This window comes from Segetibacter sp. 3557_3, from assembly GCF_004354985.1.
GTDB lineage: Bacteria > Bacteroidota > Bacteroidia > Chitinophagales > Chitinophagaceae > Segetibacter.
The window spans coordinates 1-19,540 of the sequence record NZ_SMSK01000013.1 but is presented as its reverse complement, the minus strand read 5'-3'; the positions used below and the strand labels follow the sequence as shown (position 1 = coordinate 19,540).

Here is a 19,540-nt window from a genome sequence, read left to right as displayed (position 1 = left end):
CGACCCTCGGGGCGCCCTCATCGAATATATCGTAGGGCCTGGACGGGTTGAAATGACGGCTATAGAATGCTCATTGATCCCGTTCCAAAGGCTTTATCAGCCAGCGGCATAGTTATATGATCTTATAATTTTTATAGTCGAATGGCCGCTGGCCCGTAAGTTTCTCAATTAAATTTTTTAGCCGGTCTTTAAGCTTGAGTTTGTTGTAAGAAAGATCGCGGTCGAACCGCCAATTCATGGCCTTTATACGCTGTTGCATTACTGCGGGATGAGAGCCGGTAAATCTTTCCAGACTATCAACCTTGCTGTAGTCAAACTCGCCCATATAAGTCTGTTCTGCAGCATCAGTCCAGTTGTCGCCGTTCCAATACCGGCCGAAGTTGTTCCACTTACCCTGCATTGCAGAGGGTTCCCTTACCCAGCCATAATGATAGATGTAAGCGTCAACAGCTTTCACCTGCAGTTTTTGATTGTCGCCCTTGCGAAAGCCCTGTGCATCGCGATAGCTGTAAATGGAAGGATCATTTTTGATAACCCTGATCTCGTTGCGGTACCATTTTCCGCTGTTGCCTACATAGTCGTAGCTGCCATAGAAATGTAAGTACTTAAACAGCAGACCGTCAACGTGTGTATCGCTTTTGTGTTGCTTCATTGCTGCCAGCACTACAGGAAGGTATTGTTCGTGTATAGCCTCATCGCCCTGGATGTAAAAACACCAGTCACTCGAGCTGGAAACTGCCTTAAATGCCTTGTTTGTTTCGTCGGCAAGTACGGTTCCACCCTCCTGCAGGCTATCGTTCCAAACGGTTTCGATAACCCTTACTTTAGGGTCAATTGCCTTTATCAGCAGCAGGGTGTCGTCGTCGCTTTTTCCAACAGCTACAACCACTTCATCGCAGATCGGCAGTATGCTCCTGATCGCCTCAGCAACCGGGTAGTCGTATTTGATTGCGTTGCGGATGAAGGTGAACCCACTAACTTTCATACTGAGATTTAGGATGCCAAGTTAAACAAAGCAGCTTGTAGTGTAATTGGATTGTCCAAACGATTAAACCTGCTATTATGCGATACGTCTTGTCAATCGTTATTATGTGCAGCTTTCAAAATGCACCCCAGGTTGCGTTTAACCAACTTGCTTTACTTAAGGGAACCTGGAAAATGTTGGCCCCTGAAGGATGGATTTATGAAAACTGGAAGGCAGGGGCAGCCGGTATATTGATGGGGCGCAGCTATAAGCTAAATGGCACCGATACCATCTTGTTTGAAACCATTGTGCTGAAGCACGACCAATCGGGTGTGTACTATATACCGTCGACAGAAAACCAGAACAACCGGCAACCCATTACTTTTACCCTGGTTGGCAATACCAACAAGCGTTTTGTATTTGAAAACAAAGGGCACGACTTCCCCCAGCGAATCATTTATGAACTGGTTAACCCGGACAGCCTCGCGGCGAGAATTGAAGGGAGCCGAAATAGAAAGTTCCGGTTCCGGGATTATGCTTTTAGCCGGGTTTTGTAAACACCCGCCCGTCGGGACGCCTATTTACCAACCCCTTTAGTTGTTTTACACAACTATTAAGCTCCTGTTAATCATTGCGCCACCCCCGCGGGTTCTATGATTCCAGGTGCATTTAAGTTATATTTGGAATTCTCACCTTTTAAAAATGTACATGGACAACTTCTATAATGCGGCGGTCATATGGTTCATTATAGGGTTCGCGTTTTTCCTGCTCGAATTTGTTATCCCCGGATTGATCCTTTTCTTTTTTGCCATCGGCGCCTGGTCGGTCGGCATTCTCAGTTTGTTTATGGATGTTTCCATCAACACACAATTGATTATATTTCTTTCCGCCTCTGTTCTTACCATATTGTTGTTTAGAAAATGGGTGAAACGAATTTTACAGGCAAAGCAACCTTCAAGCGAAATAGAAGACGAGTTTCTTGGTAAAATTGGCAAAGCCGAAACCGCCATCCTGCCCGGAGAAACGGGTAAAGTGGATTTTAAAGGCACTAGTTGGAACGCCCGTTCTGAAGATGTGATACAGAAAGGAGAAAATGTAACCATTGTCGGTAACGACAGTATCTTATTAATTGTAAAATCAACCAAAACCCTATTATGACGGCAGCTACTATTATGCTCATCCTGTTGATCCTGCTTTTGCTGGTCGCTTTTCTATCCACGTTTAAAGTAGTGCCGCAACGCTCGGTGTTTATCGTGGAAAGGCTTGGTAAATACAGCAGAACCCTTGATGCAGGTTTCCACATCCTGATACCTTTTATCGATAAGATTGCTTATAAACAAAACCTGAAGGAACAGGCGATTGATGTAGCCTCACAAATATGTATTACCCGGGACAATATCGCGGTTGAGGTTGACGGGATTCTTTACCTGCAGGTGATTGATCCGCAAAAAGCCTCTTATGGCATCGACAATTACAAGTTTGCCGTGGTACAAATTTCGCAGACCACCATGCGTAGCATAATTGGCAAGATGGAGCTTGACAAGACCTTTGAAGAACGCGAAACGGTTAACGGTAGCATTGTGGAAGCGGTTGACAAAGCCAGCGGGCCATGGGGAATCAAAGTTTCACGTTACGAGGTTAAAAATATTTCGCCGCCACAAAGTATCAGGGATGCGATGGAAAAACAGATGCGTGCTGAACGCGAAAAGCGTGCACTGATTGCAGAATCGGAGGGTGATAAACAGGCAAAGATCAACCGCGCGGAAGGTGAAAAGCAGGAAACCATCGCACGTTCAGAAGGCGAAAAGCAACGCCGGATCAACGAGGCAACAGGTACCGCTTCAGAGATCGAACTGGTTGCCATAGCAACAGCAAAGGGTATCCGTGAAATTGCAAAGTCGATTAACGAGGACGGTGGAATGAATGCAGTAAACTTACGGATAGCAGAACAATACCTTTCTGAGTTTGGCAAGCTGGCGAAAACCAATAATACGATGATCGTTCCAGCGGATCTTTCCGACATCGCAGGGGTGATTTCCAGTATTACGTCGGTACTAAACAAATCGAAGGTTGATCCAACTATAGTACCCACACTGTCGGGTTCAAAATCGCTGGGAACAGGAGCGAGATAGTTTTTACTAGTAAAAAGCTCCCCTGTGTTGTGCAGGGGAGCTTTTTTATTATCCGGTAGTTTCTTCTTTTTTAACTTCCGGATCCTCAAGCTTTTCGGGCCTCATTTGTGGAAACAGGAGCACATCCTGTATTGAAGGTTGGTTGGTCATCAGCATACAAAGCCGGTCGATACCGATACCTATGCCGGAGGTTGGAGGCATACCATATTCCAGTGCACGCAAAAAGTCATAGTCGATAAACATGGCTTCATCATCGCCCCTTTCCATCAGCTTTGCCTGGTCCTCGAAACGTTCGCGTTGTTCAATCGGGTCGTTCAATTCGCTGTAGGCATTGGCAATCTCCTTTCCATTTACCATTAATTCAAAACGCTCCACTACACCTGGCTTACTGCGGTGCTTTTTGGTGAGGGGGCTCATTTCAACCGGGTAGTCGATTATAAATGTGGGCTGCACGAAACCGGCCTCGCATTTTTCGCTAAACAATTCATCAATCAGTTTGCCTTTCCCCATGCTTGGTTCCACATGAATGTGTTGCTGGCGGCACACTTCACGAAGCTGGTCCTCATCCATATCGCGAACATCAGTGCCGATGGCCAGTTGTATGGCATCGTGTATACTAATGCGCTTGTACGGAGCTTTGAAGTCTATCTCCTGCTGTCCCACGGTCACTTTAGTGGTGCCATTCGTTGCGATGGCAACACGCTCCATAAGTTGTTCCGTAATCTTCATCATCCACTCGTAGTCTTTGTAGGCAGTATAAAATTCCAGCACGGTAAACTCAGGATTGTGGGTGCGGTCCATACCTTCATTTCTAAAATTGCGGCTGAATTCATACACCCAGTCGAAGCCACCAACGATCAGGCGCTTCAGAAACAATTCATTTGCAATCCGCATATAAAACGGAACATCCAGCGCATTGTGGTGGGTAATAAACGGTTTGGCAGCCGCACCGCCGGGAATACTCTGCAAAACGGGGGTATCCACTTCCAAAGCACCATGCTCATTTAAGAACTCACGGATAGCGTTGATGAGTTTAGTACGTTTGATAAATACTTCTTTCACCTGCGGGTTGACCACGAGATCGGCATATCGCTGGCGGTACCTAAATTCGGGATCAGTAACCGCATCGTAAGTCTGTCCCTCAGCCTCTTTCACAACCGGCAACGGTTTCAGCGACTTTGTGAGCAAGGTAAATTCGCTTACGTGAATGGAAGTTTCACCCGTTTTTGTGGTGAACACATAGCCTTTTACCCCAATGATGTCCCCCATATCCAGCAGCTTTTTCCAGACCTGGTCGTACATCGTTTTGTCGTCGCCCTTGCAGATCTCGTCACGCTTTACATATACTTGAATTCTTCCTGTTCCATCCTGCAGTACAGCAAAGGCAGCCTTACCCATATCACGAATGCTCATCAGCCTTCCGGCGATACATACATCGGTAAACTCAGCCTTATTCTCTTCACCCTTGTAGGTTTCTTTTATCTGAACAGCGGTCATATTGACCGGGTATAATGGAGCAGGAAATGGGTCTATTCCAAGCTTTTGCAGTTCGGCGAGTTTATCACGCCGGATTTGTTCCTGCTCTGACAATTGTTGAATCATAATGTAGCGTTCATTTAAAAAGACGGGCAAAATTAACGGTTCCGACCCTGAAAACGGGGGCAAAGTTCAATGATTGATCCTTTCCCCCGCGGTTAGCAGATGGCGCTTTCAAAGGCGTAAGCAAGCCGTCAGTCAACTGCAATCACATATTTACCACATGATTCAAGCTTTACCCTCCCTAAACTACATGTTTATGTCGTTGCCCATGGATTCTCCCGCTGCTACTTTTGTTAGCATAAAAAACGGACATCAACCGGCAGCAAACAACACAAGTAGTTAGCGGAACGCAGGAAACAATCAGATAAGTCCACTTACAGGTATCAGGCACCACTCATCACATAAAACGGGTAACCAGTAACTTAATAAAACCACCACCGTTCCATTCAGTAAATCGAAAAGATCATGCAAAGATTTTACACCCTGCTGTTTTACATCTCAATGAGTTTACTCGCCATCACCGGTGTTGTAGCCCAGTCGAATTTTGTTATTACAGGAACCGTTAAGGATCAACAGGGCAATCCATTACGGCAGGCTTCCGTATCACTTCTCCGGGCGAAGGACAGCAGTATCGTTAAAGCAGAGGTCAGCAACGAAAACGGCCGGTACGAACTTTCCGCAGCTGCCGAACAGGCTTACCTGCTTTTGTTCACCATGGTTGGCTACGAAAACAATTACACCTCCCAGTTTAAGCTTGAAGCAGATCGAACTACCGATGTTAGCCTGCAGACTGCAACCCGCATATTGAACGACGTAAGTGTTACAGCACGAAAACCCATGATTGAGATAAAGGCCGATAAAACAATTTTTAATGTTGAGGGCAGTATCAATGCCACAGGAAGTAATGCGCTGGAGTTGTTGCAGAAAAGCCCGGGAATGCGTGTAGACAATAATGACAACATCAGCATGAAAGGTAAAAACGGGGTAAGAATCTACATCGATGGCAAGCCAAGTCAACTTGATGTAAAAGACCTGGCTGCCTACCTGCGGAGCATAAACAGCAACGATATCGAAGCAATTGAAATGATCAGCAACCCAAGTGCAAAATATGATGCAAGTGGTAATGCCGGTATCGTAAACATCAGGCTTAAGAAGAACAAAAAATATGGTACCAATGGCTCGGTAAACGCCGGCCTGGTGCAAGGCGTTACCCCTAAAGGCAACGGAAGTTTTAACCTGAACTATCGCGATAAACTGGTTAATCTTTTCGGCAATGTCGGAACCAACATTGGGAACTACCAGAATACCATTGATCTTTATCGCATCCAAAGCGATACCCTTTTCGACCAAAAAAGCAAGAGCGTCAGCAATAACAAAAATTACAATGCAAAAGCTGGTGCCGACTATTTCATCAACAGCAGGAATACGATTGGCTTTATCGTTAACGGCAATATATCTTCAAGTGATTGGGCGAACGATAGCCGTACATCCGTTTCGGATGCAACATCAAAACAATTTGTAAAAACACTTGATGCAACAAACAGCGTAAATGGGAACCGCGTGAATTTCAACAGTAATGTCAATTATCGCTATGCCGATACCAGCGGAAAAGAGATAAATGTGGACGCTGACTATGGACTATTTCGCGGTACGGGGCGTAGCTACCAACCAAATCATTACAGGGATGCCAAAGGCGACATACTGTATAGTGTCATCAACCGCAACAACACGCCCACCGACATCGACATTTATACGATTAAGGCCGACGTTGAGATGAATAAGTGGAAAGGAAAGCTGGGTTATGGCGCCAAAGGGTCTTATGTAAAAACACAAAACGCTTTCGAACTGTTTACCGATCGTAGTGGAACACCGGTGAAAGACCTTCAAAGAAGTAACCGCTTTAAATACATCGAAAATGTAAATGCCGCGTATGTGAACTTCAATCGGAGCCTGGGTAAAAAGTTTAGTTTACAGGCAGGCCTTCGCGCTGAGCAAACCAACAGCGAAGGGGTTCTTAAACGGGACGACAATGTGGTACAGGATGACAATAACATCAAGCGACATTACTTCAACCTGTTTCCAAGTGGCGCACTTACTTATAATGTCAATAGCAAAAACACGCTGAACATCACCTTCAGCCGCCGGATCGACCGGCCGTCTTACCAGGACCTGAACCCTTTTGAAAATAAACTTGATGAGCTGACATTTGAAAAAGGCAACGCCTTCCTGAAACCGCAATACACCAACAACATCGAATTGTCGCACACCTTCAGGAGTCTTATAACATCTTCGGTTGGTTACAGTCATGTGAAAGATTATCGCGCACAGTTTATCGATACGGCAAACAAAAATGCAACCTATGTGCAGCAACGTAACCTTGCGAGTCAAAAGATCTACTCTTTCAATGTCGGCTCCTCTTTACCACTTGCAAAATGGTGGTCGGGATATGTAAATGTGTATGGGAATTATCAAAAGTTCGACGGTGAATTCACCAATCAGAAAATTGACCTGAGCGTATTTGGTTATGGCGGCTATTTTCAAAGCGCATTTAAGCTGGGACACGACTACACTGCTGAAGTTAGTGGATGGTTTAACGGACCAGGTTTAGATGGTACAATCAGGGCTAAAGCCATGGGCGCTGCAGACATCGGTGTACAAAAGTTGTTCATGGACAAAAAAGCAACCGTTAAGCTCAGTGTAACCGATGTATTTCGTACGGCAAGGTGGGGCGGGATTACAAATGCAAATGGGTTGTACGCAAAACTGGGTGGAACATGGGAAAGCCAGACAATCCGTTTAAACTTTACTTATCGCTTTGGAAGCAACCAGATCAGCAGTGCCCGGCAGCGAAAAACCGGCCTCGACAACGAAGCAAACAGGATCAAAGGAGGAAAATAAACTACATGAAGAAGATATCAATAGCCATGCAGGAATGCATGGCTATTTGTTTTTGGTTACCGGCTGTTGTACCTGGATGCAGCTTTAGTTGCCCGCCGGGCTCCGCCAGTTGAACGGGGCATCGATTTTCAATTAGCATACTTCAGCTGGGTGCAAAAAAACTCTTAACTATACGACATCAATATTCATACATAAATTGATGGGGGTAACCTAACCCTCATTTCCGATGCACCTTCCCAAATTGCCTGAGCCTCGCTTCGGCTTTGCGCGAACAGCCCTTAACCATTTACAGTCGAACTCGTTTGAGCCGTTTACAGAATATCAAAACGAACGCTTAAATAATACAGACCGCCAGTTTCGGGGTTTGCAAAGCCGTTCCGGTAATATTTATTTAAGATGTTTGTGCCACCAAGACGAAGTTGAGATTTGTTCTTTAACCACTTATAACTTACCTGTGCGTCTAGCGTGGAAAAAGCATCGATGTTACCGTTACCAAATTCATTTTCGAAGAAGAAAGCATCCTGCCATTTGTATTGCACGGCAAATCCAAGCTTTTTATCTTTTCCAAAACCATTGTTTGATAAACCAAGATTAAGACGGTATTTAGGTGTGTTAAAATTCGCGATAAAGCCACCTGGAACATCTGTGATCCGGTCACTGTAAAAGTTGGTTGAGGCCGTAAAGTTTTTGGCCAGCAGATAATTCAACCCAATACCATAACCTGTTGTTTTCACCCTGTTCTCACTATTTACCACGATGGAGTAAATTGTTTTAGCCTGCGGTTCATAAAAAGAACTTCTGCCAATGAAATTCCTGTAATTGCTTATGTAGCCGTACACATCAATCAGCAGCTTTTTCTCTATCAGACCGCGGTAACCTAATTCAAAGGAATTACAGGTTTCCGGCTTGAATTCTTTGGCTACATAAGGATCGGCTGTGACTTTTCCTTCCCGTATCGCATAAGAAGTTTGTCCCTTTGGCATTAACAAGGTATTTATCCAGGGCAGACCACCAAGCAGGTAAATATTGCTTCCAACCTGTAGTTTTATTAATTGCTGCTGTGTAGTAGGAAAGCGATAGGCAGTCTGGTAGGAAACACGGATGTTATTGTCTTCTGCGACCTTCACCAAAGCCGTATACCTCGGGGTAATCTTGCCTTTGAAATTCTCGTTTTTGTCTATCCTGCCGGAAGCGGAGAGTGTCAGCCGGTTGTTCAAAAATTTCTTTGTCGCTTGTGCATATGCACCAACTTCGCTTATGCCAATCTTACCCGCAGTATCGATAAAAATGGTTCCCTGCGAATTAAGCACATATTGTTTGTAATTAGCGCCGGCAACCAGTTCTACAAATTTTAACTTGCTGAAACTGTATTGTCCTTCTGCCATCCACAAGTCGCTTCGATCAAGAAATAATCCTCCTCCCTGCGAAATCGGGATAGCTTTCAATTTGTCGAACACCTGGTTAAATGCTGCAGAACCTGGTTCGGGTCTGCCAGCATCAGCAGTTGACCTGGCGCGCTCGTGCGCAACCCTCTCCTCCGATCCGGTAAGCCTTGCCTGGACAAACTGGTTTACGTACTGGCCATACCATGTGGTGCTTGGCTTCCATTCCTCATTGAAGCGCCGGGTGAGGGTTGTTGAAGCGTAAGATTGGCCGGCATTCTCCTGGGTGGTGTAGCCACGAACAAACCAGTTGGCACTTCGCAGTTCAAGCTTATACTGGCCTATCTTAATGCCATTTAGTGAATACCGGTCGCTGCCGGTATATACTGAATTGCCCGTGCCGTAAAAGCCTGAAAGGGAAGCTTCAATGTTAGGGGTTACTTTGTAGTGAATCGCTCCACTGAGTTTCAGGTTCTTTGTTACCGGGTCTATGATATCCCTTTCGGCATAACCGGTTCTTGACACATTAATTGATTGCTGTGGAAAAAACGATTGGTACATTGCCGGTATAAAGGGCTTAATGTCAACAGTTGTTTCGTCACCGTAAACGTTTACCCCATCATAGTTTGGATCGGTATTGCGGCTACCAGCAATTACCCCACCCGCGTCACCGATGCGTCCATAGTTGGAGCTGTCGGTTGCAAGCCAGTCTTTGGCTTTAATATACTGCACACCTATCTTAAAGGCAAAGCGGCTGCCCAATACTTTCGCCCAACGGATCGACCAGTCATTAAAACCGGTGATATCTGGTCGCTGGCGTTTATCCACGTTCATAATACCCTGTTTCAACAAGACAGACAAACCCTGGTAAACAAAAGGATTCTTGCTATTGATTAAAATCGTTCCGTTCATACCACCAGGTCCGTAGAGGGCGGAAGAAGCCCCGGGTAATAACTCGATATTGTCTACATCCAATTGTGTTGCACTAACGAAGTTGCCGACCGAAAAGTTTAACCCGGGTGCCTGGTTGTCCATACCGTCCAGCAGTTGATTTACCCGGGCGCTTCCGCTGCCGTTGAACCCGCGGGTGGACGGGGTCTTAAATGTAAAACTCGAGGTGGTAAAATCAACCCCTTTGAGATTGGCAATTGCATCGTAAGGGCTTACAGACGGAGTAGCCTCCAGCACAGCTACTCCCATTCGTTCAATCGAAACGGGTGACTCCAAAATTTTTGTTGGGACTCTTTTCGAAGCCAATACAACGGGTGGTTCTATACCGATATAAGGCTTTAATTTAATGAGGAGCTCACCGGTATTGTTTACCTCTTCTTCATGCGTAACATAGCCAAGAGAAGTGATCATTAGCGTAACGGGCAAACTATTGATCCCGGTTAATTTAAACCGGCCGTTATTATCCGTATAGGTTCCCTGCCGGGTAGACTTAACAATTACCGAGGTGGAAGGAAGGCTCTGCCCATCGTCATCTGTAATGCGGCCCGATATGGTTTGTTTTTGGGCGTTGGCGATAATAAGCAGAAAGCAGGAACTTAAGGCAAGCATGATCTTTTTCATATCGGTTGGGTTTAGGGTTAAATAGTCAGGACAAAGTCTGCTACTTTGTATAAGGTGCACCGGGCGCTATCGATCCGCTTCAAATGAGTTCATCTTCCCGATCATTTCAACAATGAATCATTTGCTCTTTTCAATGGTAGGGATCTAAGCGCCTCAGATGCCAGAACCATGTAAACGGCGGAAACAGCTATTCGCTTTGCATTGGTAATTTGCCCGGCACTTACACGAACAAGCACTTCCCATTTAGGTCAGTGCCGGTCTGAATTTGCAGTTTGGTATTAGCTGTTGATGGTAGTAACTGTCCTTATTGCTTCCTAAGTAACGACACTTCAGGTTGATTGCGGTTGACAATTGTCAAATTAATGGGAAAACCGATATTTCAATAAGTGGGGTTTCTACACAAATTACTTTTTATTTGAGCGGATCCGGCTCAACGTTTCAAGGTTCATTCCAAGATAGGTTGCAATGTGCTTCAAGGGTGCTCTTTGGAGGAGTTGCGGAAAGTGCTTTACAAAAAAACGGTAGCGTTCTTCTGCTTTTGTTTTACGCAGGTTAAACAATTCGATCTCGAGGAAGTACAGGTACTTTTCTGTAACGATCCGGCCGATAACATTGAACTCGGGATAGGTTTTATACATTAGTTGCATCTGATCATAATGAAAACAGGCGAGCGTTACATCTTCCAGGGCAATAACGTTTTCTATTCCGGGTCGGCGGCTGTAATAACTGTAAATGGAAGTAATATGAGAACCTTCCTGTAAGAATTTCGTGGTAATCTCTTCACCATCTTTAAGGTAATAACTTCTTACTGCACCTTTTAAAATCCAGGATGTGTAGTTTGCCACTACACCTTCTTTCAAGATCATCTGGTCCTTCTTATAAGTTCTTAGACTCGCATAATGCTGAATGTCTTCGATCAGCTTTTCAGACATCGGACAGATGTTATTACAAAACGTTATTAACGGTTCGAGCATACTAATGTTTTTAAAGGTTGCAACTACACGATACGGGAACAACACTGAAAGATGGCAGAATAAAACAGGAAGATCATTTCTACAATCGTCAGTATCATTAGCCTTCAAAAGGTTGCCGGTAGCGCCTGGTTAAATACCTGAATCTTCCATGGCCTTTTACGATGGCATGTTGCTATTGCTTTTCTGTAGAATATGGAATCCCTCGCTAATTGAGGTGCGGGATGGCGAAAAATGTTTCTATTTAAATATACAAAGAAATTGAAGTCTACATTCACCTAATGCAAGGCCATGTTGCCAGGAAATTACTGCCTGACACCACGACAATCAGCACTTCCTAAATGCACCTAACGGCTATCAAAACTCATGTAAGCAAGATTGATATTGCAGGTCTCTTCATTTAGTGCTGCCATTTAATCAACATATATTTGCCTATGCTCAGCAATAACGACATTCTTAAAAAGATCCGTATCGCGCTCTCCCTACGTGATGAAGACATGATCCATATACTTTCGTTGGTTGATTTTAAGATTACCAAAGTGGCGCTGGGTGACTTGTTCAGGCACGAAGATCATCCGGGCTATGTAGAAGCGGGAGACCAGATCTTACGCAACTTCTTAAATGGCCTCATCATTTACAAAAGGGGTGTACCGGGAGAAGAGAAGGACAAACCAGATAACAAGGGCGGCGGAAAGAACAAATAACCGGGGGCAGGTACAGATTATGTTGAATGTTGTATGTTAGATGTTGAATGATGGAGTTGGGAGGAAGAAATGATTGTCTTGTCATCCCGAGGCACGAGGGATCCCGTTGGGAGCGATGAGAGATGAACGATGAGAGATGAGACGCGACAGATTATGTTGAATGTTATATGTTAGATGTTGAATGATGTGGTTTGTGGGAAGCGATGATTGTGTTCTCATCCCGCGGCACGAGGGATCCCGGTGGGGCGATGAGAGATGAACGATGAGAGATGAGACGCGACAGATTATGTTGAATGTTATATGATAGATGCTGAATGATGTGGTTTGTGGGAAGCAGTGGTCTTGTCATCCCGACGCAGAAGGAATCCCTGTAGGAGCGATTTTAACCATCGTTTACTATAGGGTTAACAACACCTGCCAGGCTTCATCAACCCTGTTTTGGCGCAGCAACTCTTTTGCATATCGGTGTAATTCAACTTCCATCTCATCCGGAGTAAGCGAATAGTATTGGAAGATTGACTTAACCCGTTCATCTTCATACGATGCCAATACTGCAGGCTGTTCGTAAACGTTCGCCAGTTGCCCAAGGTCGTTGCCGGTGAGTATCGTACTGTTTCGAATGTGCTCAGGTAAGGCGTCTACGCCAATGCCCAGCTTTGTATTTGGTTTGGCTACCAAAAAAAGGTTCGACTCATCTACCCTGCAATACCAGTCGCCACCCAGCCTTGCTACGTGACTGATCTTTCGCTGATCGATTTTTCCATCTGCCCCCAGTACCCGCTCATCCACATGCATACGCAGGATCTCTGCAATTACCAGCTGGCCCGCTCCACCATTAGTACCAAGGCTTTTTATTTCCAATACCCGGCACTCAAATTTAATCTTCGCTTCCTTTACCATCGGCGGTCTCACAAGGGTTGACGTTTCTATCGTAAAGCCGGCCTTAATAAATTCATTGTCTTCTTTTGCAAACTCACAGCTTGACAAACTCACCTGTTGTACCATCTCATAATCCACGACGCTAATGGTTACTTCCGGTACGTCCACGAGGTTATCGAGTGTATGTTTGGTGGTGTTATCGCGAACCCTCCTCGACGGACTAAACACCACTACCGGCGGGTTAATGGAGAACAGGTTGTAGAAACTAAACGGGCTCAGGTTAACAAAGCCCTCAGAATCGATGGTTGCCGCAAAACAGATCGGCCTCGGCGCAATAGCATGTTGCAGCCAATGCTGCCGTTCCAGCAGGGAGAGGGTGGATAGATCGATTAGCATAGATACTGATTAGCGGATTACGGATTTGCGTATGGCGGATTTACATTTCAGAAAGTATTGTTGCTATCCATCGTGCCTTGAAGAGAAGCATTAAGGTACTTGATGAATCCTCCAATCTGTTTACCAAAAGTCAGAGCCTTCCCGGAAAAGTGTAGGTAGTCTGGTTGTTCAATCATACCGGCACGATAAAGAATAGTCAGTTGATTGTAAACCTCTCCTGCTGAACCTTTCGCGTAAGTAAGAAAGCGAATGAAGTTCTTCCTGTTACCATATTCAAAACCTTCAGCTATATTATTGGAGATGGAAGCTGCCGCACCCCGAAGTTGGTCCTTCATTCTAAAATCCGTTTTGAGTTTACCTGTCTCACAAAACAAATAGATTTCTGCTGCAAAATTTACAGCCTCATTCCAGAGGGGTAATTCCGTAAAAGATCGGTATTTGGGCATCGCTAATGTATACCCATAATATACAAAGGATCTTCTATAGTTTATAGCCTTCGCGTTAAAGTATTAAACCGGGGTTCCCATTCATTTGGTCCAACAATCCGGCATCCGGCAATCCGGAATTAGCTCATTTATGCTTCCGCTTAAGTATCGACCAACCGGTATCCTCCTGCACCATCGTATTACTTAGTGTGCCGAGACCATCGATCTCCATCTCTACCACATCGCCGGGTTGCAGCCATTGCTCGGGGTAATCGGGATCGTTGAGCTTGCCGGTGCCATTGAGCTCAAGGAAACATCCGGTGCCAACGGTACCGCTGCCGATTACGTCGCCGGCATGCAGGGTAACACCATAGGAGCACCGTTCAATGATCTCTGCAAATGTCCAGTCCATATCGCCGAGGTTACCCTCGCTTACCGGTATGCCGTTTACTTTGCAGGTCATTTTCATGTTCCAGCTTTTACCAATATGACCTTCTTTCGCGGGTATCTCCAGGTGTTCAAGTTCATCAAGGGTAACCAGCCAGGGACCAATTACCGTGGCAAAGTCCTTTCCTTTCGCGGGGCCCAGGTTAAGCAGCATTTCTTCCATCTGCAGGCGACGTGCACTCAGGTCGTTCATAATCATCAATCCGGCAATATAGTCATCGGCTTGTTCCGCAGGAATGTTCCGGCCGGTTTTGCTGATCAGAATTGCGCACTCCAGTTCGAAGTCGAGTTTTTCAAAATGATCCGGCATTAGCAAGACCTCACCAGGGCCCTGTATGCTGTGGTGATTGGTAAAGTAAAAAGTCGGAAACTGGTCAAATTCGGGTATCATCTCAACCTTTCGATTGCGGCGCGCAGCAGCAACGTGTTGCCGAAAAGCATAGCCATCCCTGCAGCTCGTGGGAAAAGGCACGGGTGCCAAAACAGTCGCCGATTCAAGTGAGATACCCCTTTCCCGACCGATGCGACCGTCAAGCAAGGCGGTATCACATTGCTGCAATACCGGAAAAAGGTCATCCCAATACGGCAGCAACATACCCATGGTGTTGGGCAGGTCAGGGTGCAACAGGTCGAGATCAAACAGGTAGTCTTCGTGGCAAAAAGCAAGTTGTTCATTTCCGTCGCGCAGGTAGGTAACCAGTTTCATAAGGCAGTCATTTAGTGGCGAAGATAGAATAAGCCGGATGAGTTTTGTCGGGTAGATTGATCAGGTTGACAGGTTAATAACTTGATGTGTTAAGGGCTTATCAGTTGACAAGTTGAAAGATTGATCGGTTGATATGTTCAATCATCTTAATCGGTAGTTGACGATGCCCCTATCTAACAAACACGTCTACATTTCACGCCTTTTATCTCATGAATACCGGATGACAAGAGGACCCATACAACATACAACATCCAACATAACCCCCAACTTAAAACTCTTAATTCTGCATTCATAACGCTCAATGCGCGGCTATTCACATTCAGCATTCAATGTCGTTTAGCATTCAACTTCTACCTTCCGCATACATAAATCACAACCCTGCATTCATAACTTCCCATTATTTTTAGTGTACATCCATACCGATATGAACAAACTCGCTACCTGCTTTGCCTTACTGCTCACATCGCTTTATTACAACAGCGCGCATGCGCAACACCTGCAATGGATACGGATCAACCAACTCGGTTATACTCCGGCAGGCATAAAGGTCGCCGTTTGGTGCAGCAAGGAAAATACCAGTCTCACCACTTTCAGGGTCGTTAATGCAACCAGCGGCAAGGTAGTTAGCGAACAAAGGGTAGAAAAGCAATTCGGTGCATACGGACCGTTTACAAATACCTGCAGGCTCAATTTTTCGGCCATTAAACAACCGGGCAGCTATTACCTCACCGCCGGCAAAGCCCGGTCGGCAACATTTACAATCGACGAGTCGGTGTATGATGGCACTGCAGATTTTTGCCTGCAGTATATGCGCCAGCAACGCAGCGGCTTCAACCCGTTTTTGAACGACAGTTGTCATACCCACGACGGCTACACCATGTACGGTCCGATGCCCGACAGCACGCACATTGATGTCAGCGGTGGCTGGCACGACGCATCCGACTACCTGCAATATTCAACCACCTCTGCAAATGCAACATGGCACCTGCTCGCGGCTTACCGCGACTATAAAGCAGTGTTTGGCGACACAAAACAATCCAATGGACTTGATGGCGCAAACGGGCTTGCAGACGTACTTGATGAAGGCAGCTGGGGGTTAAAGTGGCTTCTGAAAATGTTCCCCCGCAAAGACTGGCTTTTTAACCAGCTCGGCGACGATCGCGACCATATGGGCATGCGTATACCAAAAGAAGATAGCTTCTATGGAAAAGGCTTTGAACGACCGGTGTACTTTGCAACTGGTGAACCCCAGGGACTATTCCGCTTTAAAAACCAGAGCAAAGGAACTTCTTCAACTGCTGCGAAGTTTGCCAGCGCCTTCGCACTCGGGCAGTACCTCTGCAATTCCGACAGTAGTTTCTATAAACAGGATGGTTTAAAAGGTTACTACCACAAAGCCCTCGACGCATTTGGATACGCAAACAAAAAGCTGGGTGTTACGCAAACAGCTCCGGGGAGGGCGCCGTATTATTACGAAGAAGCCAACTGGACAGATGATATGGAACTGGCCACTGCGGCACTTCACAATATGGTTGCAACCACCCCTGCAAGTGGCGACAATAACTACTATACCTCCCTTGCTTATGGTTATGCACAACAAGAAAAGATCACCCCATGGCTCGGCGCTGATACTGCCCGCCACTATCAATGGTACCCTTTTGTAAATGCCGGTCATTATGAACTGGCTGCTCAATTACCGCCGGCTGATCCGCTGAGAAAAAGGGATTCCATCATCGGGTATTACCGGGCAGGTATCAACCGGGTTTGGAACAAGGCTCAACGTAATGCATTTTACCGGGCTATTCCTTTTATCTGGTGCAGTAATAACCTTACGGTATCATTCGCCTTGCAGTGCACCTGGTATCGCCGGCTTACAGGCGATAGGGCTTTCGATGAACTCGAACAAGCAAACGTGGATTGGTTGTTTGGTTGCAATCCTTGGGGCACGAGCATGGTATATGGATTACCCGGAAAGGGCGATACCCCTGTAGATCCCCATTCCGCATTTACCCACCTGAAGAATTACCCCATTAACGGCGGGTTGGTTGACGGACCCGTGTATACCAGCATATACAAAAACCTGATCGGGATTACACTCAAGGATGCTGATGAATACGAGGAGTTCCAAAGTGATCTTGCCGTGTACCACGACGATTATGGCGATTATAGCACCAATGAACCCACCATGGATGGTACCGCATCACTTATCTATTTGCTCGCTGCAAAGCAACATGCAGCACACCAAAACTCGCCTAATCACGCTAACCCGGGCAAAGTCGCAGGCAGGTCTTCAACAATGCAAACTGAACGTGGTGCAATTGTTCGCGGCAGCACCGCCAAAAAACAAATTGCACTTGTTTTTACCGCAGATGAATACGGGGAAGGCTTGCCGGCAATTACATCGGCGCTGACCACAAAAGGGGTGACGGGTTCGTTTTTCTTTACCGGCAGGTTTTACCGGAGCCCGGTATTTAAGCCTTCAATAGCAGCCCTTGCTAAGGCCGGGTATTACCTCGGTCCGCACAGCGACCAACACTTGTTGTATTGCGACTGGCAACAACGGGAGCGACTGCTCGTGACCAAAGACTCATTTACCAGCGACCTGCAAGCCAACCTTAGGGCAATGGTAAAGCTCGGTTTGACAAAGCAGCGGATCAGCTACTTCATGCCCCCATTTGAGTGGTATAACGATACCATAGCGTCGTGGAGTAGAAGCATGGGATTACAACTGATCAACTATACCAGTGGTACAAATAGCAATGCAGATTATACGTGGCCGGGTCTGGCTAACTACAGAAGTTCAGCCGATATTTATCGTTCCATTCTTGACCGGGAAGCTGCAGCCGGCTTAAACGGATTTATCCTTTTGCTACACGCGGGAACCGATCCCAGGCGGACAGACAAGTTTTACAACCGTTTACCTGCACTAATCGATGAACTACGACGACGCGGATACTCGCTGGTAAGTATCCCAACGCTGTTAAACAATGCCAACGCCGGCCAACGATAACCGGGTTACAGCTCTCCATACCTACCCGTCGAACCCATTGCAACGGGAGTGATCTCTTTAGCTCATTAATGGAGTACCGCGGACAACTAATATTCAATACTCCAGTTTCGGAGTAATCTAAAGGTCAGCAAAGCTTTCATTACCACTTGTCTTCTTCAGGAATATCATCCATGCTTCGATAGCGTTTCCGGGTTTCAATTATCTGCAGTTCCCTGTTGAGCATCATGGTTGCAATCGTAAGTGCGGCGTTGCTTCCATTTGTGCGGTCGAGTGTTCGCCGAAGTTCTTTTTCGGGAACATCCATGCGGTAGAGTATCTGTATCAGTCGTTGAAGGTCGTGGTTAATCAACAGGTTCACCCGCTCTTCAAGCAATTTCAACAATACATCATGCGAGGGGTAATGAACAACTTTTACCAGCTCCATTCCGTGTAGTGCTGCTGCTGCTTCGTGCAGGTCGTTTGTGTTCATCAGCTGAATTTTTCAACGACTCCCAGGGCAAACAATGCGAAGTCGTACCTAACAGGATCGTTACGGTCTAATTTACGCAGTTCTGTGGTTAGTTCAAGGGCTGCCTGCCAGTCGATCATCTTACGTTGCAGCAACCCAAACCGGGTTGCTACCCGGGCAACATGTATATCGATTGGGCAAACCAGCTGCGATGGCTTTATCTTTCGCCATAGCCCGAAATCAACCCCGCACTTATCGCGACGCACCATCCAACGCAGGTACATACTCAACCTTTTGCAGGTTGAATTTTTAGCGGGTGAAGCAACATGTTTTTGTGTCCGTGGAGGCGCGTCCGGCAACGAAAAAAAATAAGCGTAAAAGCCGTTTAACATGTTGGTGGTATCCGTATCATCACGCCGGATGTTACGGGTAAACGCCGACTCGAGTGAGGGGTTGTGCTGGTAATGGTAGTTGAGAAAATGTACGAAATACAGCAGGTCGGTATCGTTGAACGTCCGGTGTTTGAAACCAAGCAACGACTTTAGATCTGAAGGTTCATGGTTCAGGACAAAATCATAAGGTGCATTGTCCATTCGCCTCAACAGCTCCCGGCTTTTATTGATGATCGTTGTGCGGTTCCCCCAGGCAAAGATGGCGGCAAAAAGACCCGATATCTCAATATCCTGTAAACTGGTAAATGAATGTGGAATGCAAACCGGATCGTCTTGCACAAAGGAAAGTTGGTTATACTCCCCCACCTTCCGATTAAGGAACTCCGTTAAATTGTTCACCCTGCAAATGTAATGATGCGCCAATGATAAGACCAATTGCAGCGACCAGGCTATACAACAAGCGCATGAGGAAACGACACCACATCATACACTCTGCAACCAATCATTTAGTTCAGCATATTTTGGTACCCGGCATTTGGAAGGCGATAAGGCTCCGGTTGCGTCGCACTCTTCAATGATGAGATTACGCTGCACCACTGAAAGGAAAATGATATTTTGGTTGTTTTCGCCTCTATATATTAAGCATTTTAGTGCTAAGTTGATAAGTTAAAAAGC

At 46.0% G+C, this 19,540-nt stretch carries 15 protein-coding genes; 6 read left to right on the top strand and 9 right to left on the bottom strand.

The features are described 5' to 3' along the window. Nucleotides 1–112 precede the first annotated feature (112 nt). Nucleotides 113–985 (bottom strand): glycosyltransferase family 2 protein, encoded by an 873-nt coding sequence (locus tag EXU57_RS17270; protein WP_133269495.1) that lies wholly within the window; start codon nucleotides 983–985, stop codon nucleotides 113–115. A 77-nt stretch (nucleotides 986–1,062) separates the two neighbouring features. Between EXU57_RS17270 and EXU57_RS17265 the strand changes: the two genes are divergently transcribed. The 3 genes from EXU57_RS17265 to EXU57_RS17255 all read left to right on the top strand — a co-directional run bounded on the left by EXU57_RS17265 (nucleotide 1,063) and on the right by EXU57_RS17255 (nucleotide 3,096). Then, nucleotides 1,063–1,521, top strand: a complete 459-nt coding sequence (locus tag EXU57_RS17265) for a DUF6265 family protein (RefSeq protein ID WP_133269494.1) — start codon at nucleotides 1,063–1,065, stop codon at nucleotides 1,519–1,521. A gap of 151 nt (nucleotides 1,522–1,672) precedes the next feature. Beyond that, on the top strand, nucleotides 1,673–2,122 hold the full coding sequence (locus tag EXU57_RS17260) for an NfeD family protein (protein ID WP_165958187.1): 450 nt from the start codon (nucleotides 1,673–1,675) through the stop codon (nucleotides 2,120–2,122). Continuing rightward, entirely contained in the window at nucleotides 2,119–3,096 is a 978-nt protein-coding gene (locus tag EXU57_RS17255; protein ID WP_133269492.1) for an SPFH domain-containing protein, read from the top strand. The genes EXU57_RS17260 and EXU57_RS17255 overlap by 4 nt, the downstream gene beginning before the upstream one ends. A gap of 48 nt (nucleotides 3,097–3,144) precedes the next feature. Here EXU57_RS17255 and lysS read toward each other — a convergent pair whose 3' ends face one another. Continuing rightward, complete coding sequence (gene lysS / locus EXU57_RS17250; protein ID WP_133269491.1) at nucleotides 3,145–4,698, bottom strand: lysine--tRNA ligase; 1,554 nt, start codon at nucleotides 4,696–4,698, stop codon at nucleotides 3,145–3,147. A 402-nt stretch (nucleotides 4,699–5,100) separates the two neighbouring features. Between lysS and EXU57_RS17245 the strand changes: the two genes are divergently transcribed. Then, nucleotides 5,101–7,533: a TonB-dependent receptor gene (locus tag EXU57_RS17245; RefSeq protein ID WP_133269490.1), complete on the top strand. Its 2,433-nt coding sequence runs from the start codon at nucleotides 5,101–5,103 to the stop codon at nucleotides 7,531–7,533. Nucleotides 7,534–7,844: 311 nt separating this feature from the next. On the opposite strand, the gene EXU57_RS17240 is transcribed toward EXU57_RS17245, so the two are convergent. Further along, nucleotides 7,845–10,487 (bottom strand): TonB-dependent receptor, encoded by a 2,643-nt coding sequence (locus EXU57_RS17240; protein WP_133269489.1) that lies wholly within the window; start codon nucleotides 10,485–10,487, stop codon nucleotides 7,845–7,847. A 404-nt stretch (nucleotides 10,488–10,891) separates the two neighbouring features. After that, nucleotides 10,892–11,419: a Crp/Fnr family transcriptional regulator gene (locus EXU57_RS17235; RefSeq protein WP_165958186.1), complete on the bottom strand. Its 528-nt coding sequence runs from the start codon at nucleotides 11,417–11,419 to the stop codon at nucleotides 10,892–10,894. 473 nt (nucleotides 11,420–11,892) lie between these two features. On the opposite strand from EXU57_RS17235, the gene EXU57_RS17230 reads away from it, so the two are divergent. After that, a complete protein-coding gene (locus tag EXU57_RS17230) occupies nucleotides 11,893–12,162 on the top strand; it encodes a DUF1456 family protein (RefSeq protein WP_133269487.1) in 270 nt (89 codons plus the stop codon). A 396-nt stretch (nucleotides 12,163–12,558) separates the two neighbouring features. Here EXU57_RS17230 and EXU57_RS17225 read toward each other — a convergent pair whose 3' ends face one another. The 3 genes from EXU57_RS17225 to EXU57_RS17215 all read right to left on the bottom strand — a co-directional run bounded on the left by EXU57_RS17225 (nucleotide 12,559) and on the right by EXU57_RS17215 (nucleotide 15,015). After that, a complete protein-coding gene (locus tag EXU57_RS17225) occupies nucleotides 12,559–13,437 on the bottom strand; it encodes a flavin reductase family protein (RefSeq protein WP_133269486.1) in 879 nt (292 codons plus the stop codon). Nucleotides 13,438–13,484: 47 nt separating this feature from the next. Further along, the gene (locus EXU57_RS17220) at nucleotides 13,485–13,883 is read right to left on the bottom strand and encodes a four helix bundle protein (protein ID WP_133269485.1); all 399 of its coding nucleotides are present in this window, start codon (nucleotides 13,881–13,883) and stop codon (nucleotides 13,485–13,487) included. Between the two features lie 124 nt (nucleotides 13,884–14,007). After that, nucleotides 14,008–15,015 carry a fumarylacetoacetate hydrolase family protein gene (locus EXU57_RS17215; RefSeq protein ID WP_133269484.1) on the bottom strand — a complete coding sequence of 336 codons (1,008 nt, stop codon included), beginning with the start codon at nucleotides 15,013–15,015 and terminating at the stop codon, nucleotides 14,008–14,010. 424 nt (nucleotides 15,016–15,439) lie between these two features. Here EXU57_RS17215 and EXU57_RS17210 point away from each other — a divergent pair, with 424 nt between their 5' ends. After that, nucleotides 15,440–18,025, top strand: a complete 2,586-nt coding sequence (locus tag EXU57_RS17210) for a glycoside hydrolase family 9 protein (RefSeq protein ID WP_133269483.1) — start codon at nucleotides 15,440–15,442, stop codon at nucleotides 18,023–18,025. Between the two features lie 139 nt (nucleotides 18,026–18,164). Here EXU57_RS17210 and EXU57_RS17205 read toward each other — a convergent pair whose 3' ends face one another. Beyond that, the gene (locus tag EXU57_RS17205) at nucleotides 18,165–18,494 is read right to left on the bottom strand and encodes a hypothetical protein (RefSeq protein WP_133269482.1); all 330 of its coding nucleotides are present in this window, start codon (nucleotides 18,492–18,494) and stop codon (nucleotides 18,165–18,167) included. Then, a complete protein-coding gene (locus EXU57_RS17200; protein WP_243745634.1) occupies nucleotides 18,494–19,204 on the bottom strand; it encodes a TIGR02757 family protein in 711 nt (236 codons plus the stop codon). Before EXU57_RS17200 ends, EXU57_RS17205 begins: the two co-directional genes overlap by 1 nt. Nucleotides 19,205–19,540: the final 336 nt, after the last annotated feature.